Origin of the sequence: Nonomuraea muscovyensis (assembly GCF_014207745.1) — a bacterium.
GTDB classification, from domain to species: Bacteria; Actinomycetota; Actinomycetes; order Streptosporangiales; family Streptosporangiaceae; genus Nonomuraea; species Nonomuraea muscovyensis.
On record NZ_JACHJB010000002.1, the window covers coordinates 50,270 to 72,629 of the forward strand.

At 74.3% G+C, this 22,360-nt stretch carries 14 protein-coding genes; 7 read left to right on the forward strand and 7 right to left on the reverse strand.

Features of this window, described 5'->3' with window-relative positions; all coding sequences use genetic code 11:
• Positions 1-8: 8 nt before the first annotated feature.
• Complete coding sequence (locus tag FHU36_RS16645) at positions 9-7,742, reverse strand: type I polyketide synthase (protein ID WP_185084907.1); 7,734 nt, start codon at positions 7,740-7,742, stop codon at positions 9-11.
• Positions 7,743-8,065: 323 nt separating this feature from the next.
• Here FHU36_RS16645 and FHU36_RS16650 point away from each other — a divergent pair, with 323 nt between their 5' ends.
• Together FHU36_RS16650 and FHU36_RS16655 are read left to right on the forward strand one after the other, a co-directional pair.
• Positions 8,066-8,683 carry a DUF6230 family protein gene (locus FHU36_RS16650; protein ID WP_185084908.1) on the forward strand — a complete coding sequence of 206 codons (618 nt, stop codon included), beginning with the start codon at positions 8,066-8,068 and terminating at the stop codon, positions 8,681-8,683.
• A gap of 125 nt (positions 8,684-8,808) precedes the next feature.
• Positions 8,809-9,816 (forward strand): DUF6114 domain-containing protein, encoded by a 1,008-nt coding sequence (locus FHU36_RS16655; RefSeq protein WP_185084909.1) that lies wholly within the window; start codon positions 8,809-8,811, stop codon positions 9,814-9,816.
• 179 nt (positions 9,817-9,995) lie between these two features.
• Here the strand turns inward: FHU36_RS16655 and mctP are convergent, their stop codons facing one another.
• The 4 genes from mctP to FHU36_RS16675 all read right to left on the reverse strand — a co-directional run bounded on the left by mctP (position 9,996) and on the right by FHU36_RS16675 (position 14,474).
• Positions 9,996-11,606 carry a monocarboxylate uptake permease MctP gene (gene mctP, locus FHU36_RS16660; protein ID WP_185084910.1) on the reverse strand — a complete coding sequence of 537 codons (1,611 nt, stop codon included), beginning with the start codon at positions 11,604-11,606 and terminating at the stop codon, positions 9,996-9,998.
• On the reverse strand, positions 11,603-11,812 hold the full coding sequence (locus tag FHU36_RS16665; protein ID WP_185084911.1) for a DUF3311 domain-containing protein: 210 nt from the start codon (positions 11,810-11,812) through the stop codon (positions 11,603-11,605). Before FHU36_RS16665 ends, mctP begins: the two co-directional genes overlap by 4 nt.
• Positions 11,813-11,949: 137 nt before the next feature.
• Positions 11,950-12,894: a helix-turn-helix transcriptional regulator gene (locus FHU36_RS16670; RefSeq protein WP_185084912.1), complete on the reverse strand. Its 945-nt coding sequence runs from the start codon at positions 12,892-12,894 to the stop codon at positions 11,950-11,952.
• The gene (locus FHU36_RS16675) at positions 12,876-14,474 is read right to left on the reverse strand and encodes a CocE/NonD family hydrolase (protein WP_185084913.1); all 1,599 of its coding nucleotides are present in this window, start codon (positions 14,472-14,474) and stop codon (positions 12,876-12,878) included. Before FHU36_RS16675 ends, FHU36_RS16670 begins: the two co-directional genes overlap by 19 nt.
• A gap of 107 nt (positions 14,475-14,581) precedes the next feature.
• On the opposite strand from FHU36_RS16675, the gene FHU36_RS16680 reads away from it, so the two are divergent.
• On the forward strand, positions 14,582-14,824 hold the full coding sequence (locus tag FHU36_RS16680) for a DUF6289 family protein (RefSeq protein ID WP_221496390.1): 243 nt from the start codon (positions 14,582-14,584) through the stop codon (positions 14,822-14,824).
• A gap of 3 nt (positions 14,825-14,827) precedes the next feature.
• On the opposite strand, the gene FHU36_RS16685 is transcribed toward FHU36_RS16680, so the two are convergent.
• The gene (locus FHU36_RS16685) at positions 14,828-16,276 is read right to left on the reverse strand and encodes a glycosyltransferase family 39 protein (RefSeq protein ID WP_185084914.1); all 1,449 of its coding nucleotides are present in this window, start codon (positions 16,274-16,276) and stop codon (positions 14,828-14,830) included.
• A gap of 219 nt (positions 16,277-16,495) precedes the next feature.
• On the opposite strand from FHU36_RS16685, the gene FHU36_RS16690 reads away from it, so the two are divergent.
• The 4 genes from FHU36_RS16690 to thyX all read left to right on the forward strand — a co-directional run bounded on the left by FHU36_RS16690 (position 16,496) and on the right by thyX (position 21,992).
• A complete protein-coding gene (locus FHU36_RS16690) occupies positions 16,496-18,655 on the forward strand; it encodes an anthranilate synthase component I (RefSeq protein WP_221496391.1) in 2,160 nt (719 codons plus the stop codon).
• Positions 18,656-18,941: 286 nt separating this feature from the next.
• Positions 18,942-19,766: a GDSL-type esterase/lipase family protein gene (locus FHU36_RS16695; protein WP_185084916.1), complete on the forward strand. Its 825-nt coding sequence runs from the start codon at positions 18,942-18,944 to the stop codon at positions 19,764-19,766.
• 144 nt (positions 19,767-19,910) lie between these two features.
• Complete coding sequence (locus FHU36_RS16700; RefSeq protein WP_185084917.1) at positions 19,911-21,056, forward strand: amidohydrolase family protein; 1,146 nt, start codon at positions 19,911-19,913, stop codon at positions 21,054-21,056.
• A gap of 153 nt (positions 21,057-21,209) precedes the next feature.
• On the forward strand, positions 21,210-21,992 hold the full coding sequence (gene thyX, locus FHU36_RS16705; protein ID WP_185084918.1) for an FAD-dependent thymidylate synthase: 783 nt from the start codon (positions 21,210-21,212) through the stop codon (positions 21,990-21,992).
• 58 nt (positions 21,993-22,050) lie between these two features.
• On the opposite strand, the gene FHU36_RS16710 is transcribed toward thyX, so the two are convergent.
• On the reverse strand, positions 22,051-22,359 hold the full coding sequence (locus tag FHU36_RS16710; RefSeq protein ID WP_185084919.1) for a ubiquitin family protein: 309 nt from the start codon (positions 22,357-22,359) through the stop codon (positions 22,051-22,053).
• Position 22,360 lies beyond the last annotated feature (1 nt).

Sequence of the window (22,360 nt, forward strand, 5' to 3'; positions counted from 1 at the left end):
GCACCCGGTCATCCGGCGCTCGCACGGGTGGTCTGGAGGCCGAGGCGGAGCAGCACCGTCCGGGCGATGTCGGCGACCGTCCCCGCGCCGCGGATCAGCTCCATGGGCGGGATGTCCACGCCGAACCGGTGCCGCAGGGACAGCAGCAGCTCGGTCGCCATGAGCGAGTCCATCCCGTACTCGTCCAGCCGCCGGTCGGGGTCGAGCTGGTCGGCCGGGACGAGCAGCACCGTGGACAGCAGGCCGGTGATCTGTTCCAGGACGAGGGCGTGCGCCTGTTCGCCTGTCATGGCCGCCAGCAGGGCCGGCAGGTCGGTCGTTCCGGAGCCCTGCTCGGCCCCGGGCGGGAGCACCGCGGACAGCCACGGCCGCCGCAGTCCTGGCAGGACCTGCCGCAGCCGGGCCCAGTCGCACCGCCCCACCATCGCCACGCCGGCTCCCTCTGCGAGCATGTCGTCCACGGCCGCGAGGGCCTGACCGGCAGTGATCGACTCGATGCCGAGCCTGGCCAGCGACTCCGCCTGCGTGCCCCGGCTCAGCACGCCGGTGCCGGCGAGCGCGCCCAGCCCCACCGCGAGCGCGGGACGGCCCTGCTCGCGACGCCTGCGGGCGAGCGCCTCCAGGTGGAGGTTGGCCGCCACGTACGAGGTCTGGCCGATGTTGCCGATGGTGGTGAGCGAGGAGTACAGGACGAACCTCTCCAGCGGCAGGTCACGGGACAGCTCGTCCAGGACCAGCGCGCCGGCGACCTTCGGGTGCAGGACGGCGCGGACGCGGTCGTCGTCCAGGTCGGCCAGCGGGCCGTCGTCCAGGTGCATGGCCGCGTGGACGACGCCGCGCACCGGGCGGCCCGCCGCGGCCGCCTCCGCGAACACGCGGCGCATCGCGTCGAGGTCGCCCGCGTCGGCGGCGTGGACGCTGACCCCGGCGCCCAGGCCCGCCAGCTCCTCGAGCAGCGCGGCCGCCTCCGGTGTGTCCGCGCCGCGGCGCCCGACCAGCGCCAGGTGACGGGCGCCCGCGCCGGCCAGGTGGCGTGCCGTGGCCGCGCCGAACCCGCCCAGCCCGCCGGTGACCAGGTACGTGCCCCCGGCGTCCGGCCGGGGCGTTCGTGGCCGGGCTCGTACCGTGACGGGCTCGTCGCGCGGGTCCAGCGAGATGATGATCTTGCCGATGTGCCGGGAGTGGCGCATCTGGGCGAAGGCGTCGGCGACCCGGTCGGCGGGGTAGACCGTGTGCGGCAGCACCGCGCGGCGGTCGAGGCGGCTCAGGACCGTCATGTGGTCGGCCACCAGGCCCGGGTCGCGCCACATCAGCGTGCCGATGTCCACCCCGTGGAAGGAGATGTTGTCGCCGAACGGCCGCAGCGTCAGGTGCCTGCTGTCGAAGATGTCGCGCTTGCCGAGCTCCACGAACCGGCCGCCGTGCCCCAGGCACTCCAGGCCGCGGGTGATCGCCTCGCCCGCCAGGGAGTTCAGCACGACGTCGACTCCCCGGCCGCCGGTCAGCTCCCTGACCTGCTCGGCGAAGCGCAGGCCGCGCGAGTCGAGGACGTGGTCGGCCCCCATCACGCGCAGCAGGTCGCGCTTGGCCGCCGTCCCGGCCGTCGCGATCACCCGGGCGCCGGCGAGCCGCGCGTAGCCGAGCGCGGCCATGCCGACCCCGCCCGCCCCGCCGTGCACCAGGACCGTCTCGCCCGCCTTGAGGCGCGCGCAGTGGTGCAGTGAGTGGTACACGGTCGAGAACGCCATCGGCAGGGTGGCCGCCTCGGCGAACGTCATCTCCGCGGGCACGGCGATGGCCGCCCACTCCTCGATCACCGCGTGGCTGCCGAACCCGACCGGCCCGGCGGCGGCGACGCGGTCGCCCGGCCGCATCCTCGTGACGCCGGGGCCCACGGCGGCGACGGTCCCGGCGCACTCCAGGCCCAGCTCGTGCCCGCCGAAGACCGCCTCGACCGCCTCGGAGGGCAGCAGGTTGACCGCGCGCATCACGTCGCGGTAGTTCAGCCCGATCGCCCGAACCTCGATCACCGCCTGGCCCGGTCCCGGCTCCGGCACGTCCGCCCGCTCCCAAGCCAGGCCGTGCGACAGGCCGGGATCGCACACCGCGAGCCGGTAGGCGCCGCCCGCGGGCACGGGCCCGGCCTGCTCCCCGGTCTCCACCAGCCGCGGCACGAACCGCCCCCGGCGGGTCAGCAGGATCTCGTCCTCCTCCCCGGGCTCCACCAACTCGGCCACCAGCCGTTCCGCGTCGCGTGTGGTGGGACCACCGCGGTGCAGGCACACGCGCCGTACGGTGAGCCGGGGCAGCTCGTTGCCCAGGGAGCGGGCCGTCCCCCAGGTGGCCGCGTCCTCGGGATGGAGCGGCGCGCCGGCGGCCTCGGGCTCCGGCAGCGCGCCGCACGGGCGCGTCACCACCCACAGCGAGACGCGGACGTCCTGCGGGAGCTGCTCGCAGGCCAGCGCCACAGCCCGCAACACCGCCGCCCGCCGCGTGATCCGCTCCACCGCCTCCCGCCCGGCCGCCTCCCGCGGTTCCGCGTCGGGCCCGGCGTCTCCGCCGTCGTCCATGTCACCCGAGGTGTCCCTCCCGCCGAGGACGAGCGTGAACGTCACCGCGTCCGCCTCGCCGGGCACCCGGCCGGTCCAGTCGCCGGGATCGTCGCTGAACGGCGACCGGCTCACCCGCCCGCCGCGCGCGGCGAGCGCCGATCCCACCGCCGCCGCCAGCGGCTCGCCGTCGTCCTCGCCGGCGACGATCCACACGCCACCGGACCCCGACTCCGGCACCGGCCGCGGCTCCGCGTGAACCCCGGCGGCCGTGGCCAGCAGGACGGAGAAGTCGCCCCCGCCGCCCTCGTGCTCCGGCCCGGTCCGCACGACCTCGGTGAAGCCGTTCGCGGCCAGCAACCCCGGCCACCTGTCCGCCGCCAGGAGCGGCGAGAGCGGACGCAGCTCCCGGTCGGCGACGTCCCAGAACTCCTCCGTCAGCCCCAGGAACGGCAACAGCGGCTCCACCCGGTGCGGCTCGACCGCGAGCAGCTTGCCGCCGGGCGCCAGCAGCCGTGACACGCGGCGCAACGCGGCGGCCAGATCGCGGGCCCGGTGCAGGCAGCCCACCGCCACCACCAGGTCGAACCCACCCACCTCCGGTCCCGTCCCGACCGGGCCCGCCTCCGTGCCCTCCCTGCTCTCCGCGCCCTCCGTGCTCTCCAGGTCCGCCGATTCCGCGTGCGCCGGGCCCGCATTCCCGTTCGCCGGCCCCGCGTGCGCCGGGTCCAGGTCGAGGACGCCGTACTCGACGAAGTCGAAGCCGGAGAAGCGCTGCCGCAGCCGGGCCGGCGCCGTCCCGTCCGCGTCCGTGACCGTGTAGCGGGCCCGGTCGGCGGGCAGGACCGGCAGCAGCGCGGCGGTGGCCCCGCCCGTCCCGGCGCCCACCTCCAGGATCCGCAGCGGCCGGTCCGCCGGCCACTCCTCGACGATCCGCGCCACGAGCGCCCGAGCCATCCGGTGGCCGCACAGGCTGACCGGCCCGATGTCATGGAACTGGTCCATGAGCTCGCCACCGCCCCCCGAGTGCAGCACGTCGGACACCGCGCGCTCGCACCGCAGCAGCTCCGGCAGGTGCAGGCAGCCCCGCACCGTCAGCGCCGTCTGGGCCGCGAAGGACGCCCCCTCGGTGACCAGCTCGCGCAGCAGACCGGCCGGGTCGGCCGGGGACGGCACCGCCAGCCGCAGCTCCCGCTCGCCGCGGCGCTCCACCAGGCCGTGCCGTTCGAGCAGCGGCAGCGCCGCCTCGACCATCCGCCGCAGCCGCCCCTCCCGGCAGGCGCCCGGCAGCTCGTCCGTGCCGAACCAGCCCCCATCCCCTCCGGCCGGGCCGGCCTCTCCATTCCGTCCGGTCCCGTCCGCCGGGCCGGTCAGCTCCGCGAGCGCGGCCGCCAGCGCGTGGGCGAAGGTCTTCGCCGACCGGGCGGCGTACGCCGGATAGCCCAGCTCCCGCCACGCCGACCGGACGCGCGCCAGACGCTCGCCCGCGCCGGCCAGGAGCTCCGCCGGGGAGGACGCCGGCCACGGCGCGGCCGGCTCGCCGGGGCGGGGCGCCGCCCGCAGCTCCATGTGATAGCGGCGGACCGGCGTGCCGTGCCGGCCCGGCATCCGGCGCAGCCGGCAGCCCTCCATCTCGGCCGCGACCCGGCCGTCCGGGCCGGCGACCGTGATGTCCCAGCACACCTCGTCGGAGGTTCGCGAACGTTGCCGGACGAACACCAGCCCCTCCGGGTCCGGCGTGCGCCACAACCGGATCGCGCCGATCGCCGACGGCATGTACCCCTGGCCCGACAGCAGCTCGTCGACCAGCCACAGCACCCCGGCCTGCAGCGCGCTGTCGAGCACCACCGGATGCGCCTGGTAGCGCCCGTCGCGCTGGTCCGGGCAGGAGTACGAGCCCAGCACCTCGCCCTCGCCCGTCCACAGCCCGGTCAGCACCCGGAACGCCGGACCCCACACCATGCCGCCCTCGGCCGCCCGCGCGTAGTAGTCGGCCACGTCCACCGGTGTGGCGACGCGGTCCCGCAGCGCTCCGACGTCCAGCGGCGGTGGCGCCGGGCACAGCAGCGGCCGGACCCGGGCCCGGAAGTGCTCGCGAGCGTGCCGGCCGCGCAGCGTGCTGCTGGACACCGTCACCACGCCCGTCTCGGCGGACAGCGAGGTCTGCACCCACAACTGCTCGACGCCCGGACCGGGCACGACCAGCGCCCGGTTGATGGCGGCCCGGTCCACCTCGACCGCCTCGGCCGCCTCCGGCAGCGCCTGCCGCCCCGCGGCGAGGGCCATCTCCACGTAGCCGGTGGCGGGCATCACGGCGGCGCCGCCGGCCCGGTGGTCGGTGACCCAGGGCACCCGTGCCGGGTCGAGCTCGCCGAACCAGGCGGGGTCCAGCGTCGGGAGCCGCTGGCCGAGCAGAGGATGCGTGATCGCCGGGTCGCCCACCGTGTGCGCCCAGGACGTCGGATCGCCCGTCCAGTGCCGCTGCCGTTGCCACGGGTAGGCGGGCAGCGTCCGGACCACCCCGGGGCGGGGGAAGTGGCGTTCCCAGTCGATCTCCGCTCCCGCGGCGAGCAGCCCGGCGACCGCGGAGCGGACCTGGGCCGGACCGGGTTCGCCGCGCCGCAGCGTCGGCACGACGGCGGTCCGGACACGGGCGGCGGCCGAGACGCGGCGCAGGTAGGAGCCCAGGACCGGGTGCGGGCCCACCTCCAGCAGCACGTCGAAGCCGTCCGCGAGCAGCCGTTCCACCGCCGCGGCGAACCGCACCGGCCGGCGCGCGTTGTGCCACCAGTAGCCGGCGTCCAGTTCGTCGCCGGTCACGGCCTCGCCGGTCACCGTGGAGATCATCGGTATGCGTGTCGGCGACGGCCGCAACTCCGCGAGCGCCTCGCCCAGCCGCTCGCGGATCGGGTCCATCGCGCTGCTGTGGAACGGGTAGTCCACGTCCAGCTCGCGGAAGAACACCTCGCGCGCCGTCAGGTCCTCGCCCAGTGACTTCAGCGACCCCTGCGGCCCGGCGACCGTCACGTCCCGGTCGGAGTTCACGGCGGCCACCTCGACCTGCGGGTAGTCCGCGAGGATCTGCCTGGCCGCCGTCTCGGACAGGCCCACGGCGGCCATGCCGCCCTGCCCGCGCGTGACCGCCTGCGCCAGCCCGCGTTCGGCGATCACGCGTGCCGCCTGCGCCAGGGAGAGCGCTCCGGCGGCGTACGCGGCGGACACCTCGCCCACGCTGTGCCCGACCACCGCGCCCGGCCGCACGCCCGCCGCCCTGAGCGTCTCCACCAGCCCGGCCTGCACGGCGAACAGCAACGGCTGCGCGACCTCGGTCGCCGACAGCCGCCACCGGCCGGGAGGCAGCGCCAGCTCCTCCAGCACCGACCAGCCCAGCCTGGGCGCCAGCTCGGCGTTCACCGCCTCCACCGCCCGCCGGAAGGCCGGCTCGGCCAGCAGGTCGGCGCCCATTCCGGCCCACTGCGACCCGTTGCCGCAGAACACCAGCGCGACCCGCCCGTGCCCCACGGCCTCGCCGCGCGCGGCGCACGGCCCCGCCTCGCCGACCGCCGCCTCGCCGACCGCCGGCTCGTGCGCGCCGTCGGCCTCGCCGCCCGTGGCGCGCAGGGACCGCAGCGCGCCGGCCGCCTCCGCCGGCGAGCCTGCCAGGACCACGGCGCGGTGCCGGTGTCGGGCACGCCGCCGGGCCGCGGTGTAGGCCAGGTCGTAGAAGTCGCGCGGGTGGGCCGAGGCGAGCCGCCCGGCGGCCCGTTCGACGGCGTCGGCCAGCGCCGCCGGGCTCCGCGCCGACACCACGAACGGCACCGCACCGTCGGGCACCGGGCCGTCGGGCACCGGCGCGGGCGGCGGGAGCACCGGGGGAGCGGCGGCCAGGGCGACGTGCACGTTCGCGCCACCGAACCCGAACGAGTTGACCCCCACCACCGCCCGCCCGCCCGCCTCGTCCAGCGGCCGCGCCCGGGTCACCACGCTCAGCCCGAGCCCGTCGAAGTCGATCGCCGGGTTCGGCACCTCCGCGTGCAACGACGCCGGGATCATCCGATGCTTGAGCACCAGCAGCGCCTTGAACAGCCCCGGCATGCCGGAGGCCGGCTCCAGGTGCCCCAGGTTCGTCTTGACCGACCCGATCGGCAGCGGCCCACCGGCCCGCGCCCCGCCGAGCACCCGTCCCAGCGCCCGGCACTCCGCCGGGTCGCCCGCCTGGGTGCCCGTGCCGTGCGCCTCCACGTACGCGACCTCGTCGAGCGCGATCCCGGCCGTCCGGTAGACCTGCCGCAGCAGCGCCTCCTGCGCCTCGCTGTTCGGCAGGGCCAGCCCCATGGTGCGGCCGTCGTTGTTGGCCGCGGCCCCCATGATGACGCCGTGCACGCGGTCGCCGTCGGCGAGCGCGTCGGCCAGCCGCTTGAGCACCACCACCCCGCCGCCCTCGGCCCGGACGAACCCGTCGGCGTCCGCCGAGAAGGCCCGGCACCGGCCCGTGGGCGACAGCATCGAGGCCTGGCTGAAACCGACGAACCCACTGGGGCTGAGCAGCACGTTGACGCCGCCGGCCAGCACCACCCGGCTCGACTCCTCGGCCAGCGCCCGGCACGCCCGCTCCACCGCCTGCAACGACGACGAGCAGGCGGTGTCGATGCTCATGCTCGGCCCGCGCAGGTCGAAGGCGTGCGAGAGCCGGTTAGCCGCGATCGACAGCGCCGCGCCGGACATCGTGTACGGCCCCATGGCGCCCGGCTCCAGCCCCTGGAGCACCCCGTACGAGGGGTCGGAGATCCCGACGAACACCCCGGTGTCCGACCCGGCCAGCGTCGCGGGGTCGATGCCCGCGTCGTCGAACGCCTCGGCCGCCATCTCCAGCAGCAACCGCTGCTGCGGGTCCATGGCCGCCGCCTCCTTGGGGGAGATCCCGAAGTACGCGGCGTCGAAGCCCGCGACGTCGTCGAGGAAGCCGCCGGCCCGCGTGTAGCTCCGGTCGGCCCTCGGCGCGCTCTCGTCCACGTACCGGTCGGCCTCGAAGCGGTCCGGTGGAACGTTCCCGACCAGGTCCTCGCCGCGCAGCAGCGCCCGCCACAGCGCGTCCAGGTCGTCGATGCCGCCGGGCAGGCGGCATCCGACGCCCACCACCGCCACCGCCTCCCGTGGCCACGCCCGCCCGTTCGCCGCACCGCCTGCGCTCATGTGGTCGCCTCTCGCTCGGGGTCCCTCGGCGGCCCCGCACCTCGGCCGGGCCGCATTCATGGCATCACAGCGGGGAGTGACCTGATAGCGACTGTTCGTGTTTCTCCGTGGTAAGCATGATGCCTCCCGTTTAGGGATGGTGTGCGGGTGCGATGCGGGCGACGCCCCCGGCCCGCGAGGGGACGCATTGCGTAGTCAATCGTGTGCAAAGAGTGTCTATACTTGGCGCGGCCCACCTCCTTCCGGGGTCACCTGCCGGCGGCTCCGAGCTGTCGCCGTCGGCGGTTCCGGGCCGCCACACCTACCGGCGAAGGGAGGCGCGCATGCCCACCGACACGGCCGTCGAGCCCGCGTGCGGCGGCACGAGATGGCACAGGTTCGCGCTCGCCCTGCTGCCCGCGCTGATCGCCGCCGCGGTCCTGGTGGGTGTGACCGGGCAGGGCGGGGTCGCCGCCTCCTTCGCGGTCTCCGGGCAGCGTTTCAAGGTCTCCGCCGACCTGCTGGAGGGGGAGGGGTTCGCACAGCACGGCGCCGTGGCCCACACCGCCGGGGGAGCGCGACACCCGGTCCTGCTGTCGGTGATCCGCCGGGCCACGATCACCGGCCTGTGCCAGTCGGTGCTCATGCCCACGCCCGCCGGCGAGGTCACGTTCCTCGTCGAGGCCGGCGACGGCGAGCGCCCGGTGGTGGCGACCGACCTGGTGATCGACCTTCAGCAGCTCTCCGGCGACGCCACGTTCGAGGACATCGAGATCGGCCGCGACGCCTCCACCCTCGACGTCCCGGCCGGGCTCACGGGCCGGCCCGGCGACGTCGGCCAGCAGGCCCGCACCGTCCGGATCACCGGCCTGCGGCAGACGGCGTACGCGGTCAACGCGGGCACCTTCCGGCTCGACGGGCTCCGGCTGAGCCTCAGGAGGGGTGACCACGAGTGTTTCTGACCGCGATGGCGAGGTCACGGCGGGGCTCGGGCCCGGCACGCCCCGGCCTGGCATGGAGGGGTCCGGCACGGCCAGGCCTGGCGCGGCGGGGCACGGCACGCCCCGGCCTGGCGCGGCGGGGTTCCGTGGCCCGGTTCCGGCGGTGGCGCCGCAGCCGGCCGTTCTGGGGCGGCCTGTGGGTGACGCTCGGCGGGCTCGCCGTCCTGCTCGCGCCCCTCGCGGCGCTCCCGCTCATCGTCCACCAGGGGGTCGCCGGAGTCTCCGGCTATCTCGTGGGCGGCCTGCTCGTGACCGCGGGCGCGCTGAGCTGGTGGCGCCGCGGGGAGCGGGGCTTCCTCGGCGTCGTCGCCACGGGGCTGTCGCTGGCGTCGTTCGTCACGTCCAACTTCGGCGGGTTCGGCATCGGGATGGCGCTCGGCGTCATCGGAGGCGCCCTCCTCGTCGCCTGGCACCCCACCGCTCGCGAGGACGCTCCGGCCGTGGGTGCTGCTGATGGGACTCCGCCTCCGGGTGGCGACGGTGCTTCACCCGCCGACAGCGAAGGGTCTGCGGACAGATGGCGGGGCCTGACGGCGCTCTGCGCCGCCCTCCCCCTGCTTCTCCACGGCCAGGCCGCCGTAGGGCCGCTCGGGGGAGTGCCCGGACCGGCCCCACCCGAGCCGTCCGCGACCGTCGTGACCCCGGCCCAACTCCGCCACCGGCTCGTCGGCCCCCCTGCCCCCGACCCCACTGCCAGGGGCGCGGAGGGCGAGTCGGGGCTCAGCGCCGCCGCGCTGACCATGACCGGGGCCCGGTTTCACGGCGTCGCCGACCGGCCCACCCCGTACGGGCCGCGCCCCCACCTCAAGCTGTCCATGGACACGGTCGCGATCATCGGCGGCGAGCACTGGTTCCGCCGGCGCGGCACGACCGTGCGCCAGCGGTTCGCGGAGTTGCGACTGTCGGGCGGTGTCGTCATGTACGTCACCCGGCTGCGCATGCGCGTGGCCGGTGTCGGGGTCACCTTCACGCCCGACGCACCGCCGCCCCTGGTGCCATCGGCCATGACGGTGAGCGACCTCGAAGCCGGACGGCCTCTGGTGGTGGCCTCCCGGGCCGCTGCCGGCCGCCTGGCGCAGGGCGCGCACACCTGACGCCGTTCGCGCCGCTCACGGGCTCAGGACGCGCGCACCTGACGCCGTTCGCGCCGCTCACCGTGGCGGAGGACCCGCGCTTCGCGGCGGTGGGTGCTGGTGGAGCAGGGCCCGCAACTCCAAGGCCGCCCGCCCGCGAAGCCTGTTCGCGGGCGGGCGGCCCGAAGCGCCGCCGGTTCCTAGTGCGGAGCCGACAGGTCCAGCTCCTTGACCTTGGGGTCGCCCTGGTCGGCGAAGTAGTCCTCGCGCGACGTCGCGTCCTGCCCGTCGGCCACCTTCATCGCCCGGAACACCAGCGTGCCGAGCGCCGCCACCGCCAGGTTGACGGCCAGCGCGAGGAAGCCCGCGTAGATCGTCATCGTGGTGTCGAAGCCGAGGTTGGACAGGCCGAACGCTGAGCCGCCGAAGTGCGCCTTGCCGGTGGCGGGGTTCGGGACGAGGTAGAGCATCCACATGCCCGCCGCCAGGCCGAGCGCCCAGCCCGCGAGCAGGCCGCCCTTGTGGAACCAGCGGGTGTAGAGGCCCAGCGCCACCGACGGCAGTGTCTGCAGGATGATCACGCCGCCGATGAGCTGCAGGTCGATCGAGAACTGCGGGTCGAGCACCAGGATGCACAGCACCGCGCCGACCTTCACCACCAGCGAGACGATCTTGGAAACCTTCGCCTCCTGGGCGTCGGTGGCGTTCTTGTTGAGGTACTCGCGGTAGATGTTGCGGGTGAACAGGTTGGCCGCCGCGATCGACATGATCGCCGCCGGCACCAGCGCGCCGATGCCCACGGCCGCGTACGCGACGCCGGTGAACCAGTCGGGGAACATCTGGTCGAACAGCACCGGCACGATCGTGTTGGCGTCGGGCTTACCGTTGGCCCCGACGACCGGCTTGGTGCCCGCGGCGATGGCCATGAACCCGAGCAGCGCGATCAGGCCCAGCAGGAAGCTGTAGGCGGGGAGCGCGGCCATGTTCCGCTTGATGACGCCGCGGTTGCGCGCCGCCAGCACGCCGGTGAGGCTGTGCGGGTACAGGAACAGGGCCAGCGCCGAGCCGAAGGCCAGCGTGATGTACTGCAGCTGGTTGGCCCCGGTCAGCAGGAGCCCGTCACCCTTGGCCGGGCTCGCGTCGAACTTGGCCTTGGCCGCGTCGAAGATCGAGTCCAAGCCGCCCAGCCGCGCCGGGATGTAGATGACCGCGGCCAGGATCACGATGTAGATCAGCGTGTCCTTGACGAACGCGATGAGCGCCGGGGCCCGCAGCCCCGACTGGTAGGTGTAGGCCGCCAGAATGGCGAACGCGATGACGATCGGCAGGTGCCCGGTGATGCCCATCGCCTTGAGCACCGCCTCGATGCCGACGAGCTGCAGCGCGATGTACGGCATCGTCGCCACCAGCCCGGTGATCGCGACCGCCAGCGCCAGCGTCGGCGAGCCGAACCGGGCCCGGACGAAGTCAGCCGGGGTGACGAACCCGTGGACGTGCGAGACCGACCACATCCGGGCCAGCACGAGGAACACCAACGGGTAGACCACCACGGTGTACGGCAGCGCGAAGAAGCCCATGGCCCCCGCCCCGAACACCAGCGCGGGCACGGCCACGAACGTGTAGGCGGTGTAGAGGTCGCCGCCCACCAGGAACCACGTGATCCACGAACCGAAGTTGCGCCCGCCGAGGCCCCACTCGTGCAGGCTCTCGATGCTCTCGGGCCGCCGCCACCTGGCCGCCACGAAGCCCATGCCGCTGACCACCAGGAACAGCACGGTGAAGATGACCAGCTCGGTCATGTGCCCGCTCATCGCGTCATCCTGTAGACGATCGTCGTGCAGACCACGCCGACGACGATGAAGGCGAGCTGCAACCAGTAGAACGTCGGGAAGCCCAGCAGGCGGGGCTCGTCGGAGTTGTAAAGGAACGTCAGCAGGGGCAGTGCGATGGGCACGACCAGCAGCCAGTTCCATGGGCTGCGGTCGGTGCGCGGCCGCCCGGGGTCCGGGGTAGACATTCGACCCTCCGTAAACAGACCAGGAGCCGGCCGGTGACCGGCTCCTGACGCGTCGTCAACGACGGGGAGATTATCTTTAGGGTGGTATCAAACCCCACGTCCAGATCGCCGAGCGGTAGTTCCGCCGCGCCGAACGGTCATCGTCCGTACATTTCGGCCATGCGGGCGGCGGCGCCGGCCACCAGGGCGCGCAGCTCGGGCGGGTCCAGCACCTCCGCCTCCGGGCCGAACCGCAGCACCTGGCTGTAGGCCACCTCGATCGACTCCACGGCCAGCTCCACGGTGCCGTCGGGCCGCAGCGAGGCGAGCGCGTCCTCCATCGCGGCCGGGTCGGCGACGTGGCGCAGCATCCGCACGCCCCGCTCGCTCAGCCGCAGCGTCACCGTGGTGCGCAGCAGCGAGCGGCTGAACGCCGCCGCGTGCTCGGCCCAGAAGGCCGCCAGGTCGAAGCCGGGGTCGCGGTCGAACGTCGCCTCCTCCTGGCGCACGCCGGCGAACCTGTCCACCCGGAAGATGAGGAACCGCGAGCGGGCGCGGGCGGCGAGGTACCAGGCGCCCGCCTTCAACACCAGCCCGTACGGCTCCAGCGTCCGCTCCCGCTCCTTGTACGAGGCGGTCACCACGCGGTCGCTCCACACGGCGCGGGCCAGCGGCGCGAGCGCGGGCGGCGGCGGGTCGCCGGGGGCGAACCAGCCCGGCGCGTCCAGGTGGAAGCGCTGCGCCGCGGTCGCGGGCGCGTCACGCACGCCCGGGGAGAGCGCGGCCGCCGCCTTCAGCCGGGCCGTCGCCGCCACCTCCTGCAACCCCATCTCGCGCAGCGCCCCCGGCACGCCGGACAGGAACAGCGCCTGCGCCTCGGCCCGGTCCAGGCCGGTCAGCCGCGTCCGGTAGCCGTCGAGCAACCGGTAGCCGCCGCGCCGCCCCCGGTCGGCGTAGACGGGGATGCCCGACTCCGACAGGGCGAGCACGTCGCGGTGCACCGTCCGCTCCGACACCTCCAGCTCACTGGCCAGCTCGGCCGCCGTCATCCCGCCGCGGTTCTGCAGCAGCAGGAGCAGCGACATCAGCCGTGATGCGCGCACAGCGGCATCACCACCGCGGACGGATGAGCGGGGGAGTGGAACACCTCGACGTCACAGGGTGTCATCGGGCCGCACGGGTCCTCCCGCGCCAGCGGACCGCCGGTCCCGGGGTTGCGGGCGATCGTCGGGTAGGCGCCCGCGGCCACGTGCACCCGGACGCGGTGGCCGCGCCGGAACCGGTGCCCGATCGGCCACAGGTCCACCGTCGCCCGGCGCACCTCACCGGGGGTGCCCGGCCCCAGCCGCCGCACTCCCTGGCTCAGGGCGTACGACCGGCCGCCGGGGTGCACGTCGCACACCCGCACGACCACGTCCACGTACGGCGTGCTGGACCGCACGAAGATCTCGGCGGAGACGGGACCGATCATCTCCACGTCCGAGCGCAGCGGCGGCGTGGTGTAGACGAGCACGTCGCGCCGCGCCTCCAGGCGCCGCTGGTCGCGCGGCCGGGAGTCGGCGAGCAGCACCGGCCCGCCGATGACCGGCGTCGGATGATCGGGGTGGTAGCGGAAGCGGTCCGGCGGCGACTCCCGCGGCGCCTCCTCGCCCAGGGCGAAACCCGGCTGCAGGTGCCAGCGGCGCGGCCGCATGCCGGGCACCGGCCAGTCGGGGTGGTCGCGCCACTCCTCGGCCCCCGTCACGTACAGCCGCACGGGCGAGGGCCGCAGCGCCGAGACGTCGCCCAGCAGGTGGGCCCGGAACCAGGCCAGCCCCTCGGCCAGCGACGGCCGGCCGTGCCGGGCGTCCACGTGGTACCACGGCCCGATCGTCAGGTACGGCCGCCGCCCCGCCGCCCGCATCGCCCGGTAGTCCTCGAGCTGCCACGGCAGGAACACGTCGTACCAGCCGCCCAGCATCGTGACGGCCGCCTCCACCTCGGCCACCCGGGGCGAGAAGTCGCGCCTGGCCCAGTACGGCGCCGCCGGGTCGGCGTGGTGGGCCAGCAGGTCGCGGTAGAAGCGCAGCGGGCGGCCCGCCGACACCAGGTCCAGCTCACCCACCGGCCGCCCCGACAGGCCCGACAGCACGGCCCGCCGGGTCAGCCGCGGTGCGGTCAGCGCCGCGGTCGAGCCGAAGCGGCGGGACATGTGGTCGGTCAGCGTGGTCCAGCTCAGCGCCGACTCCAGCGCGAACGCGCCCCCCACGTAGGCGGCGTCCCTGAACTGCGACGCGGTGATCTGCGTGGCCATCGCCTTCAGCTCCGGCCCGGCCTCGGCGGCGACGGCCCACTGCGTGTAGCCCAGGTAGGAGGGGCCGAACATGCCGAACGACCCGCCGTACCAGGGCCGCCCGCGCAGCCACGACACGGTGGCGAGCCCGTCGTCGCGCTCGTCGGCCAGCGGGTCCGCCGTCCCCCCGGACCCGAACCCGCCCCGGCAGCTCTGGATCACCACCTGGAACCCGTGGCGGGCGAACCCCCGCCCGTACAGGAGGCCGAACAGACCGCGCCTGCCGTACGGGGAGCGGATGAGGATGACCGGCGACCTGGCCACCCCCACGGGCGCGTAGTGGTCGGCCAGGAGGGTCACACCGTCGGGCATCGGCACCGGAAGGTCACGCTGCAGCCGGACACGTCGCATTACCTACCAGTAACAGATGACGCCGGGCACGCGGTAGCCGCCCCTTGAGTTCCGGGCGGCGCGGACCGATGATCCGATCGTTCCCCCTTTCCGACGGAAGGACCGCCATGCTGCGCCGCACGCTCCTCGCCACCACGCTGAGCGCCGCGCTCACGCTCGCCACCGTCACCGTGGCGAGCGCTCCCGCCCAGGCCCGGGCCTGCAAGATCGACCACTTCTGCGACACCACCTACTACTCCGACTCCGCCCACACCACCGCCGTCGGCGGCAAGCGCGAGGACTGCGACGGCACCGTCCAGACCTGGGGCCGCCGCACCGGGTACCTCACCTTCACCGAGGTGCCCTGCTGACGGTCAGCTCAGGTGCCGGTAACGGGGCCAGGCGGTGCTCCACGGCTGCTTGAGCCCCCGGCACAGGTGGACGGTCATGCCCTGCAACTCGTTGTCTATCCCCACCCCGTTGTCGATCCTGGCCCGCTCCTCGCAGGTGGCGTACTGGAGGTCCATGCCGCGCCGGCCGATGTTCACGGTGACCGCCACCGTGCCCGTCTCGGGGGGCGGGCCGTAGGCGTGGAGCTGGTTGTGGCCGCTGTAGACGCGCGGGACGCCGGCCCTGACCAGCTCGCCGTGCTCGCCGTACGAGCCGGTCAGCACGATCGCGCGGGCGCGCTCCTCGGGCGGCAGCGTGTCCAGCACGCCCCGCACGGCCGCGGTGAACTGCGGCCAGCCGACCGACTCCCGCGCCACCTCGTTGATCGCCGGGATGGGCGTGGACCCCAGCACGGTCAGCGGGACCAGCGGCAGCGCCAGCAGCACCCCGCCCACGGCGTTGCAGCCCAGCGCGATGCCCGCCGAGCGCGGCCGGTCGGCGCCGGCCGCCTCGGCGGCCACGCAGCCCGCCGCGAACAGCAGCAGGATCAGCCCGCCCGTGTAGTCGAACCGGCCGCCGCTCACCAGCGTCGCCACGGCGGCCACCGGGTAGGCCACGGCCGCCGCGCGCAGCCGGCGGTCCCGCCACAGCCGCCACCAGCCGAACGCGCCGATCACCGCCACGACCGGGCCGTACAGCAGCACCTGCATCGGCACGAACAGCACCCGCATCTCGTCGCCCTCGTCGGCGCTGAGCGCCTCGGCCATCGCGAGCTGTGGCCAGTCGTTCGTCACCTGGTAGAGCAGGTTGGGCGCGGCCAGCACCGCCGCGACCAGCGCGCCGGCCCACAGCCACGGACTCGCCAGGACCCGGCGCGGCCCCACGGCCAGCAGCCCCGCGGCCAGCGCGGCGAACAGCAGCGCGATCAGGAGCTTGTTGTAGGTCGCGAGCCCGGCGACGGCCCCCACCGCGAGCCACCACCGCGGCTGCTCGCGCAGCAGCGCCCGCACCGTGAACAGGATCGCCGCCAGCCAGAACGGCAGATCGAAGCTCACCGTCAGCAACGTGTGGCCGCCGATCAGCGTGTACACCCCGCCGGCCGTCCCGAACGCCGCCAGCGTCTGTGCCGCGCCGCGGCCCCCCAGCTCCCGCGCGACCAGCGCCACCAGCACGACCAGGAGCCCCGCCGCCAGCGCGGGAAGCACCCGCAGCCCCGTGAGAGTGTCGCCGAACACCGCCCGCGACAGGCCCGCCAGCAGCGGCGTGAGCGGCGGCTGGTCCACGTACCCCCACGCGGGATGCTCCGACAGCGCCCGGAAGTACAGCTCGTCACGGTGGTGGCCGTAACCTCCGGAGGTGAGCAGCAGCAGCGCGACGAGCGCGCCCGAGACGGCGGCCACCGGCCGCCACGCTAAGGGAGGGCGGATGTCCATGAGGGCCAAGCTAGCCGCTGCGCCGCCGGTCGTCCGTCCCCCGCGCGCCACGTTGCGAGATCTTGCATGCGGCGGTTACCCTGTCGCCATGCGAAATCGCGTCGAGCTTCAGTGGTGGCGCCGCTTCTAGGCGGCGCGGGTTTCGCATCTCTCGACAAACGGCCGCCCCGGATGGCGGCCTTTCTCGTGTCCGCCCCCGGGGCGCATCAGGTTACGGCGATGGTCGGCAAAGGGGCACAGGTGGAGACGAGCGGATATACCAGCGGTTATGTCACGGCCGGGGGCATCGGGGTCGAGCGTGAGACGCGCGAGACGTCGGAGGCGGCCCTCGAGGAGATCGTGACATCCCTCGGCGAGCGGCGCGGCGGCGCGTTCTCGTCCGGGATGGACTATCCCGGCCGCTACAGCCGATGGGCGTTCGGCTACGTCGACCCCTGCCTGGAACTGGTCGCCAAGGGCCGCACCATCTCCGCCACCGCGCTCAACGAGCGCGGCCGGGTCGTGCTGCCCGCCGTCGCCTCCTGCCTGCTGGCCGCCGGCAAGCCGGTCACCGAGCCGACGGCCGGCCGGGTCGAGGTGTACGTGCCCGACTCGGAGGATCTGCTCCCGGAGGAGATGCGCAGCCGCCGGCCCACCGTGTTCACCGCGATCCGCGAGGTGATCGCCGCCTTCCGGGGTGACGACCCGCACCTGGGGCTCTACGGCGCCTTCGGCTACGACCTGGCCTTCCAGTTCGAGCCGATCCGGCAGGAGCTGCTCCGCCCCGACGACCAGCGCGACCTCGTGCTGCACCTGCCCGACCGGCTCGTCGTCATCGACCGGCAGCGCGAGACCTGCGTCGAGCACCGCTACGAGTTCACCGTCGACGGGGCCACCACCCGCGGCCTGGAGCGCACCGGCACCGCCACCCCCATCGTCACCCCCACCCAGATCCCGAAAAATCCGGAGAAGGGGGAGTACGCGAAGGTTGTCGCGGCGGCCAAGGAGAAGTTCAAGCGCGGCGACCTGTTCGAGGTCGTCCCCGGCCAGGTCTTCCACGCCGTCTGCACCGACCCCGCCGCCTTCTACCGCGGCCTGCGCCACAGCAACCCGGCGCCCTACGAGTTCATCATCAGCCTCGGCGAGGGCGAGCACCTCGTCGGCGCCTCGCCCGAGATGTACGTCCGCGTCACCGGCGACCGCGTCGAGACCTGCCCCATCTCCGGCACGATCGCCCGCGGCAGCAACCCGGTCGAGGACGCCGAGGCCATCCGCACCCTCCTGTCCAGCGTGAAGGAGGAGTCGGAGCTGACCATGTGCACCGACGTCGACCGCAACGACAAGTCGCGCATCTGTGTGCCCGGCTCCGTGCAGGTCATCGGCCGCCGCCAGATCGAGCTGTACTCCCGGCTGATCCACACCGTCGACCACATCGAGGGCCGCCTGCGCCGCGAGTTCGACGCACTGGACGCCTTCCTCACCCACATGTGGGCCGTCACCGTCACCGGCGCGCCCAAGACCTGGGCGATGCAGTTCATCGAGGACCACGAGGCCACCACCCGCCGCTGGTACGGCGGAGCCATCGGCTTCATCGGCTTCGACGGCTCCATGAACACCGGCCTGACCCTGCGCACCGCCCAGATCAAGGACGGCGTGGCGACGGTCCGGGCGGGGGCGACGCTGCTGTTCGACTCCGACCCGGCCGCCGAGGAGCGCGAGACCGAGCTGAAGGCCAGCGCGCTGCTCGGCGCGCTCGCCACCGTCAACGAGCCGGCCGCCGTAGCCGTCACCCCGGCCCGCGACCAGCCCGGCCTCGGCATGAAGGTGCTGCTCGTGGACCACGAGGACTCCTTCGTCAACACGCTCGCCGACTACTTCCGGCAGGAGGGGGCCGACGTGGTGACGCTGCGCCACGGCTTCCCCGCCGAGATGATCGACTCGATCGGCCCCGACCTGGTCGTCCTGTCGCCCGGCCCCGGCTGGCCGTCCGACTTCGGGATGTCCGCCCTGATCGACGAGGTGTACACGCGGGGACTGCCGGTCTTCGGCGTCTGCCTCGGCCTGCAGGCCATGGTCGAGCACGCGGGCGGCTCGCTGGAACTGCTCGACTACCCCGAGCACGGCAAGCGCGGCCAGGTCACCCGCCTCGGCGACAGCGCGCTGCTCGACGGGCTGCCGGGCGAGTTCACCGCGGCCCGCTACCACTCGCTGCACGCCAAGCGGCCCGGGGTCGTCGGCTTCGCCGCCACCGCCGTCACACCCGACGGCAACGTCATGGCGATCGAGGACACCGCCAGCCGGCGTTTCGCCGTGCAGTTCCACCCCGAGTCGATCCTCACGGCGGAGGGCGGCGCGGGCGCCAAGATCATCGCCAACGTCCTGCGCCTGGCCCGCCGCTGACCACCCACCCGGCCACCGCTCCCGCACGACCCCGCGGGCCCGCACGGTCGGCCCGCGGGGCCCGCACGACCCATGGGCCCCGCACCGACCCATGGGCCCAGTACCGACCCATGGCCCCGTGCGACCCGCGGGTCCCGAGGGGCGGTGGCGGCACACCCGGTCGCCGTCCCGCGTCCGGGCATGTCACCCGCGAGTCAGAAACCGTAATTGGGTCTTGTCAAGGCGACGTGACGGGCCGACATTCTGAGCGACAGCGCCGATCGGGGGACGACCTCAGGAGGCCCGCTTGCCCACCCCCCGCCGCACCCTCACCCTGCTCGCAGCGGTCACCCTCGTCCTCGCCCCGGCCGTCGGGTCGCCGGCCGCGGCGGACGCCGCCCAGGTCCCCGACGCGATGGCCTCCCTGGGCGACTCCATCACCCGTGGCTTCAACGCGTGCGGCTTCTTCGTCGACTGCACGTCCAGGTCCTGGTCCACCGGGTCGTACGCGACGGTGAACAGCCATTACCTGCGCCTGCGGGAGGCGAACCCGTCCGCCGTCGCCCACAACGACGCCCGGTCCGGCGCCAAGGTCGCCGACCTGCCGGGCCAGGCCGACCGGGCCGTCTCCCAGGGGGTGGACCACGTCACGATCCTGATCGGGGCCAACGACGCCTGCACCTCGTCGGAGGCGGGCATGACCACGGTCGCCGACTTCGAGTCCAGGTTCCGCACGGCGATGGGGCGCCTCACCACCGGCCTGCCCGAGGCGTCGGTCTTCGTCTCGAGCATCCCCGACGTCAAACGGCTGTGGGAGGTCGGCAGGAACAGCTCCTCGGCTCGTGCCGCCTGGTCCGCGTTCTCCATCTGCCAGTCGATGCTGGCCGACCCCCGCTCCACCGACCCGGCCGACGCCGAGCGGCGCGACCGGGTGCGCCAGCGGGTCTCCGACTACAACGCGGTGCTGGCCAGGGTCTGCGCGGAGCAGGCCAGGTGCCGGTACGACGGCGGCGCCGTCTTCTCCCACCCGTTCGCGCTGTCGCACCTGAGCACCTGGGACTACTTCCACCCCAACACCTCCGGCCAGCGGCTGCTCGCCGAGATCACCTACACCGCCGCCTTCGACCTGTGACGCCGGGGGCCGGGCGGTCCCGGCCCCAGACCCCGACCCCGGGCCGGGCGCCTCCTCGCGCCCGGCCCGGGGCCCGTCCCGCGCCCGGCCCCGGGCTGGTCAAAACGCGGGCGGGAGGATGCGGGAGCCCCTAGAGTTCCCCGCATGCTCCCCGTAGACCTTCCCGACACGGTGCGTGAGGCCCTGCTCGCCCCGCTGGTCGACCACCACTGCAACGGGGTGCGCCGCGACGAGCTGTCACGGTCCCAGTTCGAGCTGCTGATCGGCGACGGCGGCGGTCCGGCGCCCCCCGGCACCACCCACTTCGACACGCCGTTCGGCGCGGCCGTGCGCCGCTGGTGCGCCCCGGTGCTCGGCCTCGCCCCGCACGTGACCCCGTCCGTCTACCTGTCCCGGCGCGCCGAACTCGGCGCCGGCGAGGTCAACCGGCGGCTGCTGCGGGCCGCCGGGGTGGCGGCGTTCCTCGTGGACACCGGGCCGGAGAGCGGCGAGTTGCTGTCGGCCGCCGAGATGGGCCGCCACGCCGACGCGGCGGCCGACGAGATCGTCCGCATCGAGCAGATCGAGCACGACGTGGCCGAGATGGCGCGCATCGCCGTCGACTACCTGGACAGCCTCGCCGAGGAACTGGTCGCCAGGGCGGCACGCGCCGTCGGCATGAACACGGTCATCGCCCACCGGTGCGGCCTCGACTTCGACCCGTCGCGGCCCAGCCGCGGCTCGGTGATCGCCGCGGCCAACCGGCGGCTGTCGGACCCCAAGGAGCGCCTGACGGACCCGGTCCTGCTGCGTCACCTGCTGTGGACCGCGGTCGACGTGGCGCGCGAGCGGGGCCTGCCGCTGCAGTTCCACACCGGGGCCGGCGACGCCGACGTCGAGCCGCACCGCGCCGACCCGGCCCGGATGACGGGTTTCATCAAGGCGCTGCAGCCGATCGGGGTGCCGGTCGTCCTGCTGCACTGCTACCCGTTCCACCGTCAGGCCGCCCATCTGGCCGCCCTGTTCCCGCACGTGTACGTGGACGTCGGCCAGGCGCTGGCCCGCACCGCCGCCGGGGCGTGGCGGATCATGGACGAGGTGCTGGAGCTGGCGCCGTTCCACAAGCAGTTGTTCAGCTCCGACTGCTCCGGCGTGGCCGAGAGCTGCCACCTCGGCGCCGTGTACTTCCGCCGGTCGCTCGGCGTGGCGCTCAAGCCACGCGTCGACGCCGGCGAGTGGACGGCGGCCGACGCCGCGCGCGTGGCGCACATGGTGGGCTCCGGCAACGCGCGCCGCATCTACCGCCTCTGACCGCGCCGATCATCGCTCCTCCGATCGGCGCCCTCACGCCGCCGACGTAGTGGATCGGCGGGTGACACTCCGTCGCCACCCCGAAGTCGCGTCCGGGGGCGCGACCTGGTTTGCTTGGGCCCGTCACATCGCCTAACCGAGCGGGGGCTCGCCATGCGCACCGTCGAACCCGAGGTCTTCCTCGTCGCCCGTCCGCAGCTCGACTACGACGAGCTCGCCCGCTACCTGCACGAGGTCGGCGGCGAGAGCTGGCTGGAGCGGCTCGACCGGGGCGACCTCGACGCGCAGAACCTCGCCGAGTTCGCCGGCCGCCTGTGCTACCGCTCGTTCGAGCCGGGCCTCAACCCCAACGTCGTGCGCATCCGCGGCCAGCAGGACGAGTACCTGCGCAACATCCTGGCCAGCGCCCACGGCTCCGTGCTCGAACACGTCAGCTTCAGCTTCGTGCTGCACAACGTCAGCCGCGTGCTCACCCACGAGCTGGTCCGCCACCGGCCCGGCGTCGCCATCTCCCAGGAGTCGCTGCGCTTCGTCCGGCTGGACGAGCTGCCCTTCTGGTTCCCCGAGTGGGCCAAGGAGGACGGCGAGCTGATGGAGCGGGCCACGGCCGTGCTGCGCGAGCTGGAGACGTTCCAGCTCTGGATGGCCGAGCACTTCGGCCTCGACGAGGAGGGTGTGCCGTTCTCGGAGAAGAAGCACCGCACCTCGTTCATGCGCCGCTTCGCCCCCGAGGGCGTCGCCACCGGCCTGGTGTGGAGCGCCAACGTCCGCACGCTGCGCCACACCATCGAGTCCCGCACGGCCGCCGGCGCGGAGGAGGAGATCCGCCTGCTGTTCCACCGCATCGGCGAGCTCATGGTCAAGGAGGCCCCCGCCCTGTTCGGCGACTACACCGTCGAGGACGGAGCGTGGATCCCGGGCTGGCGCAAGGTCTGAGCGACCGCCCCGCCCGCGACCGGCCCGACTGGGGCCGGCCCACCCGGGGCCGGCCCGGCTAGGCCAGCGTCGGCAGGACGTAGACCTCGGCGCCCGGAGGCAGCGCGAAGTCGAGGCTGCCGAGGCCCCGCGCGTTCTCCCCGGAGACGATCATGCTGATGTGGCGGCGGATCCGCCCGTACTCATCGCGCAGCCGCTCCTCCAGCAGCGGGTGCGTACGGCGTAGTTTGTCGAGCGCGGCGCCCAGCGTGGGCGGGGTGTCGGTGTCGGCCCCGACGGCGAACACCTTCACCTCGCTCAGCCCGCTCACCCAGCGCCGCAGCGAGCCGGGGAGCACGAACACGACCATCGTCACGGGCTTGGCCATG

Excerpts from the sequence above, each read along its gene's own strand:
- FHU36_RS16645 (WP_185084907.1), bottom strand. The coding sequence starts at position 7,742 with ATGAGCGCAGGCGGTGCGGCGAACGGGCGGGCGTGGCCACGGGAGGCG.
- FHU36_RS16650 (WP_185084908.1), top strand. The coding sequence starts at position 8,066 with ATGCCCACCGACACGGCCGTCGAGCCCGCGTGCGGCGGCACGAGATGG.
- mctP (WP_185084910.1), bottom strand. The coding sequence starts at position 11,606 with ATGAGCGGGCACATGACCGAGCTGGTCATCTTCACCGTGCTGTTCCTG.
- FHU36_RS16665 (WP_185084911.1), bottom strand. The coding sequence starts at position 11,812 with ATGTCTACCCCGGACCCCGGGCGGCCGCGCACCGACCGCAGCCCATGG.
- FHU36_RS16675 (WP_185084913.1), bottom strand. The coding sequence starts at position 14,474 with ATGCGACGTGTCCGGCTGCAGCGTGACCTTCCGGTGCCGATGCCCGAC.
- FHU36_RS16680 (WP_221496390.1), top strand. The coding sequence starts at position 14,582 with ATGCTGCGCCGCACGCTCCTCGCCACCACGCTGAGCGCCGCGCTCACG.
- FHU36_RS16685 (WP_185084914.1), bottom strand. The coding sequence starts at position 16,276 with ATGGACATCCGCCCTCCCTTAGCGTGGCGGCCGGTGGCCGCCGTCTCG.
- FHU36_RS16690 (WP_221496391.1), top strand. The coding sequence starts at position 16,496 with ATGGTCGGCAAAGGGGCACAGGTGGAGACGAGCGGATATACCAGCGGT.
- FHU36_RS16700 (WP_185084917.1), top strand. The coding sequence starts at position 19,911 with ATGCTCCCCGTAGACCTTCCCGACACGGTGCGTGAGGCCCTGCTCGCC.
- thyX (WP_185084918.1), top strand. The coding sequence starts at position 21,210 with ATGCGCACCGTCGAACCCGAGGTCTTCCTCGTCGCCCGTCCGCAGCTC.
- FHU36_RS16710 (WP_185084919.1), bottom strand. The coding sequence starts at position 22,359 with ATGGCCAAGCCCGTGACGATGGTCGTGTTCGTGCTCCCCGGCTCGCTG.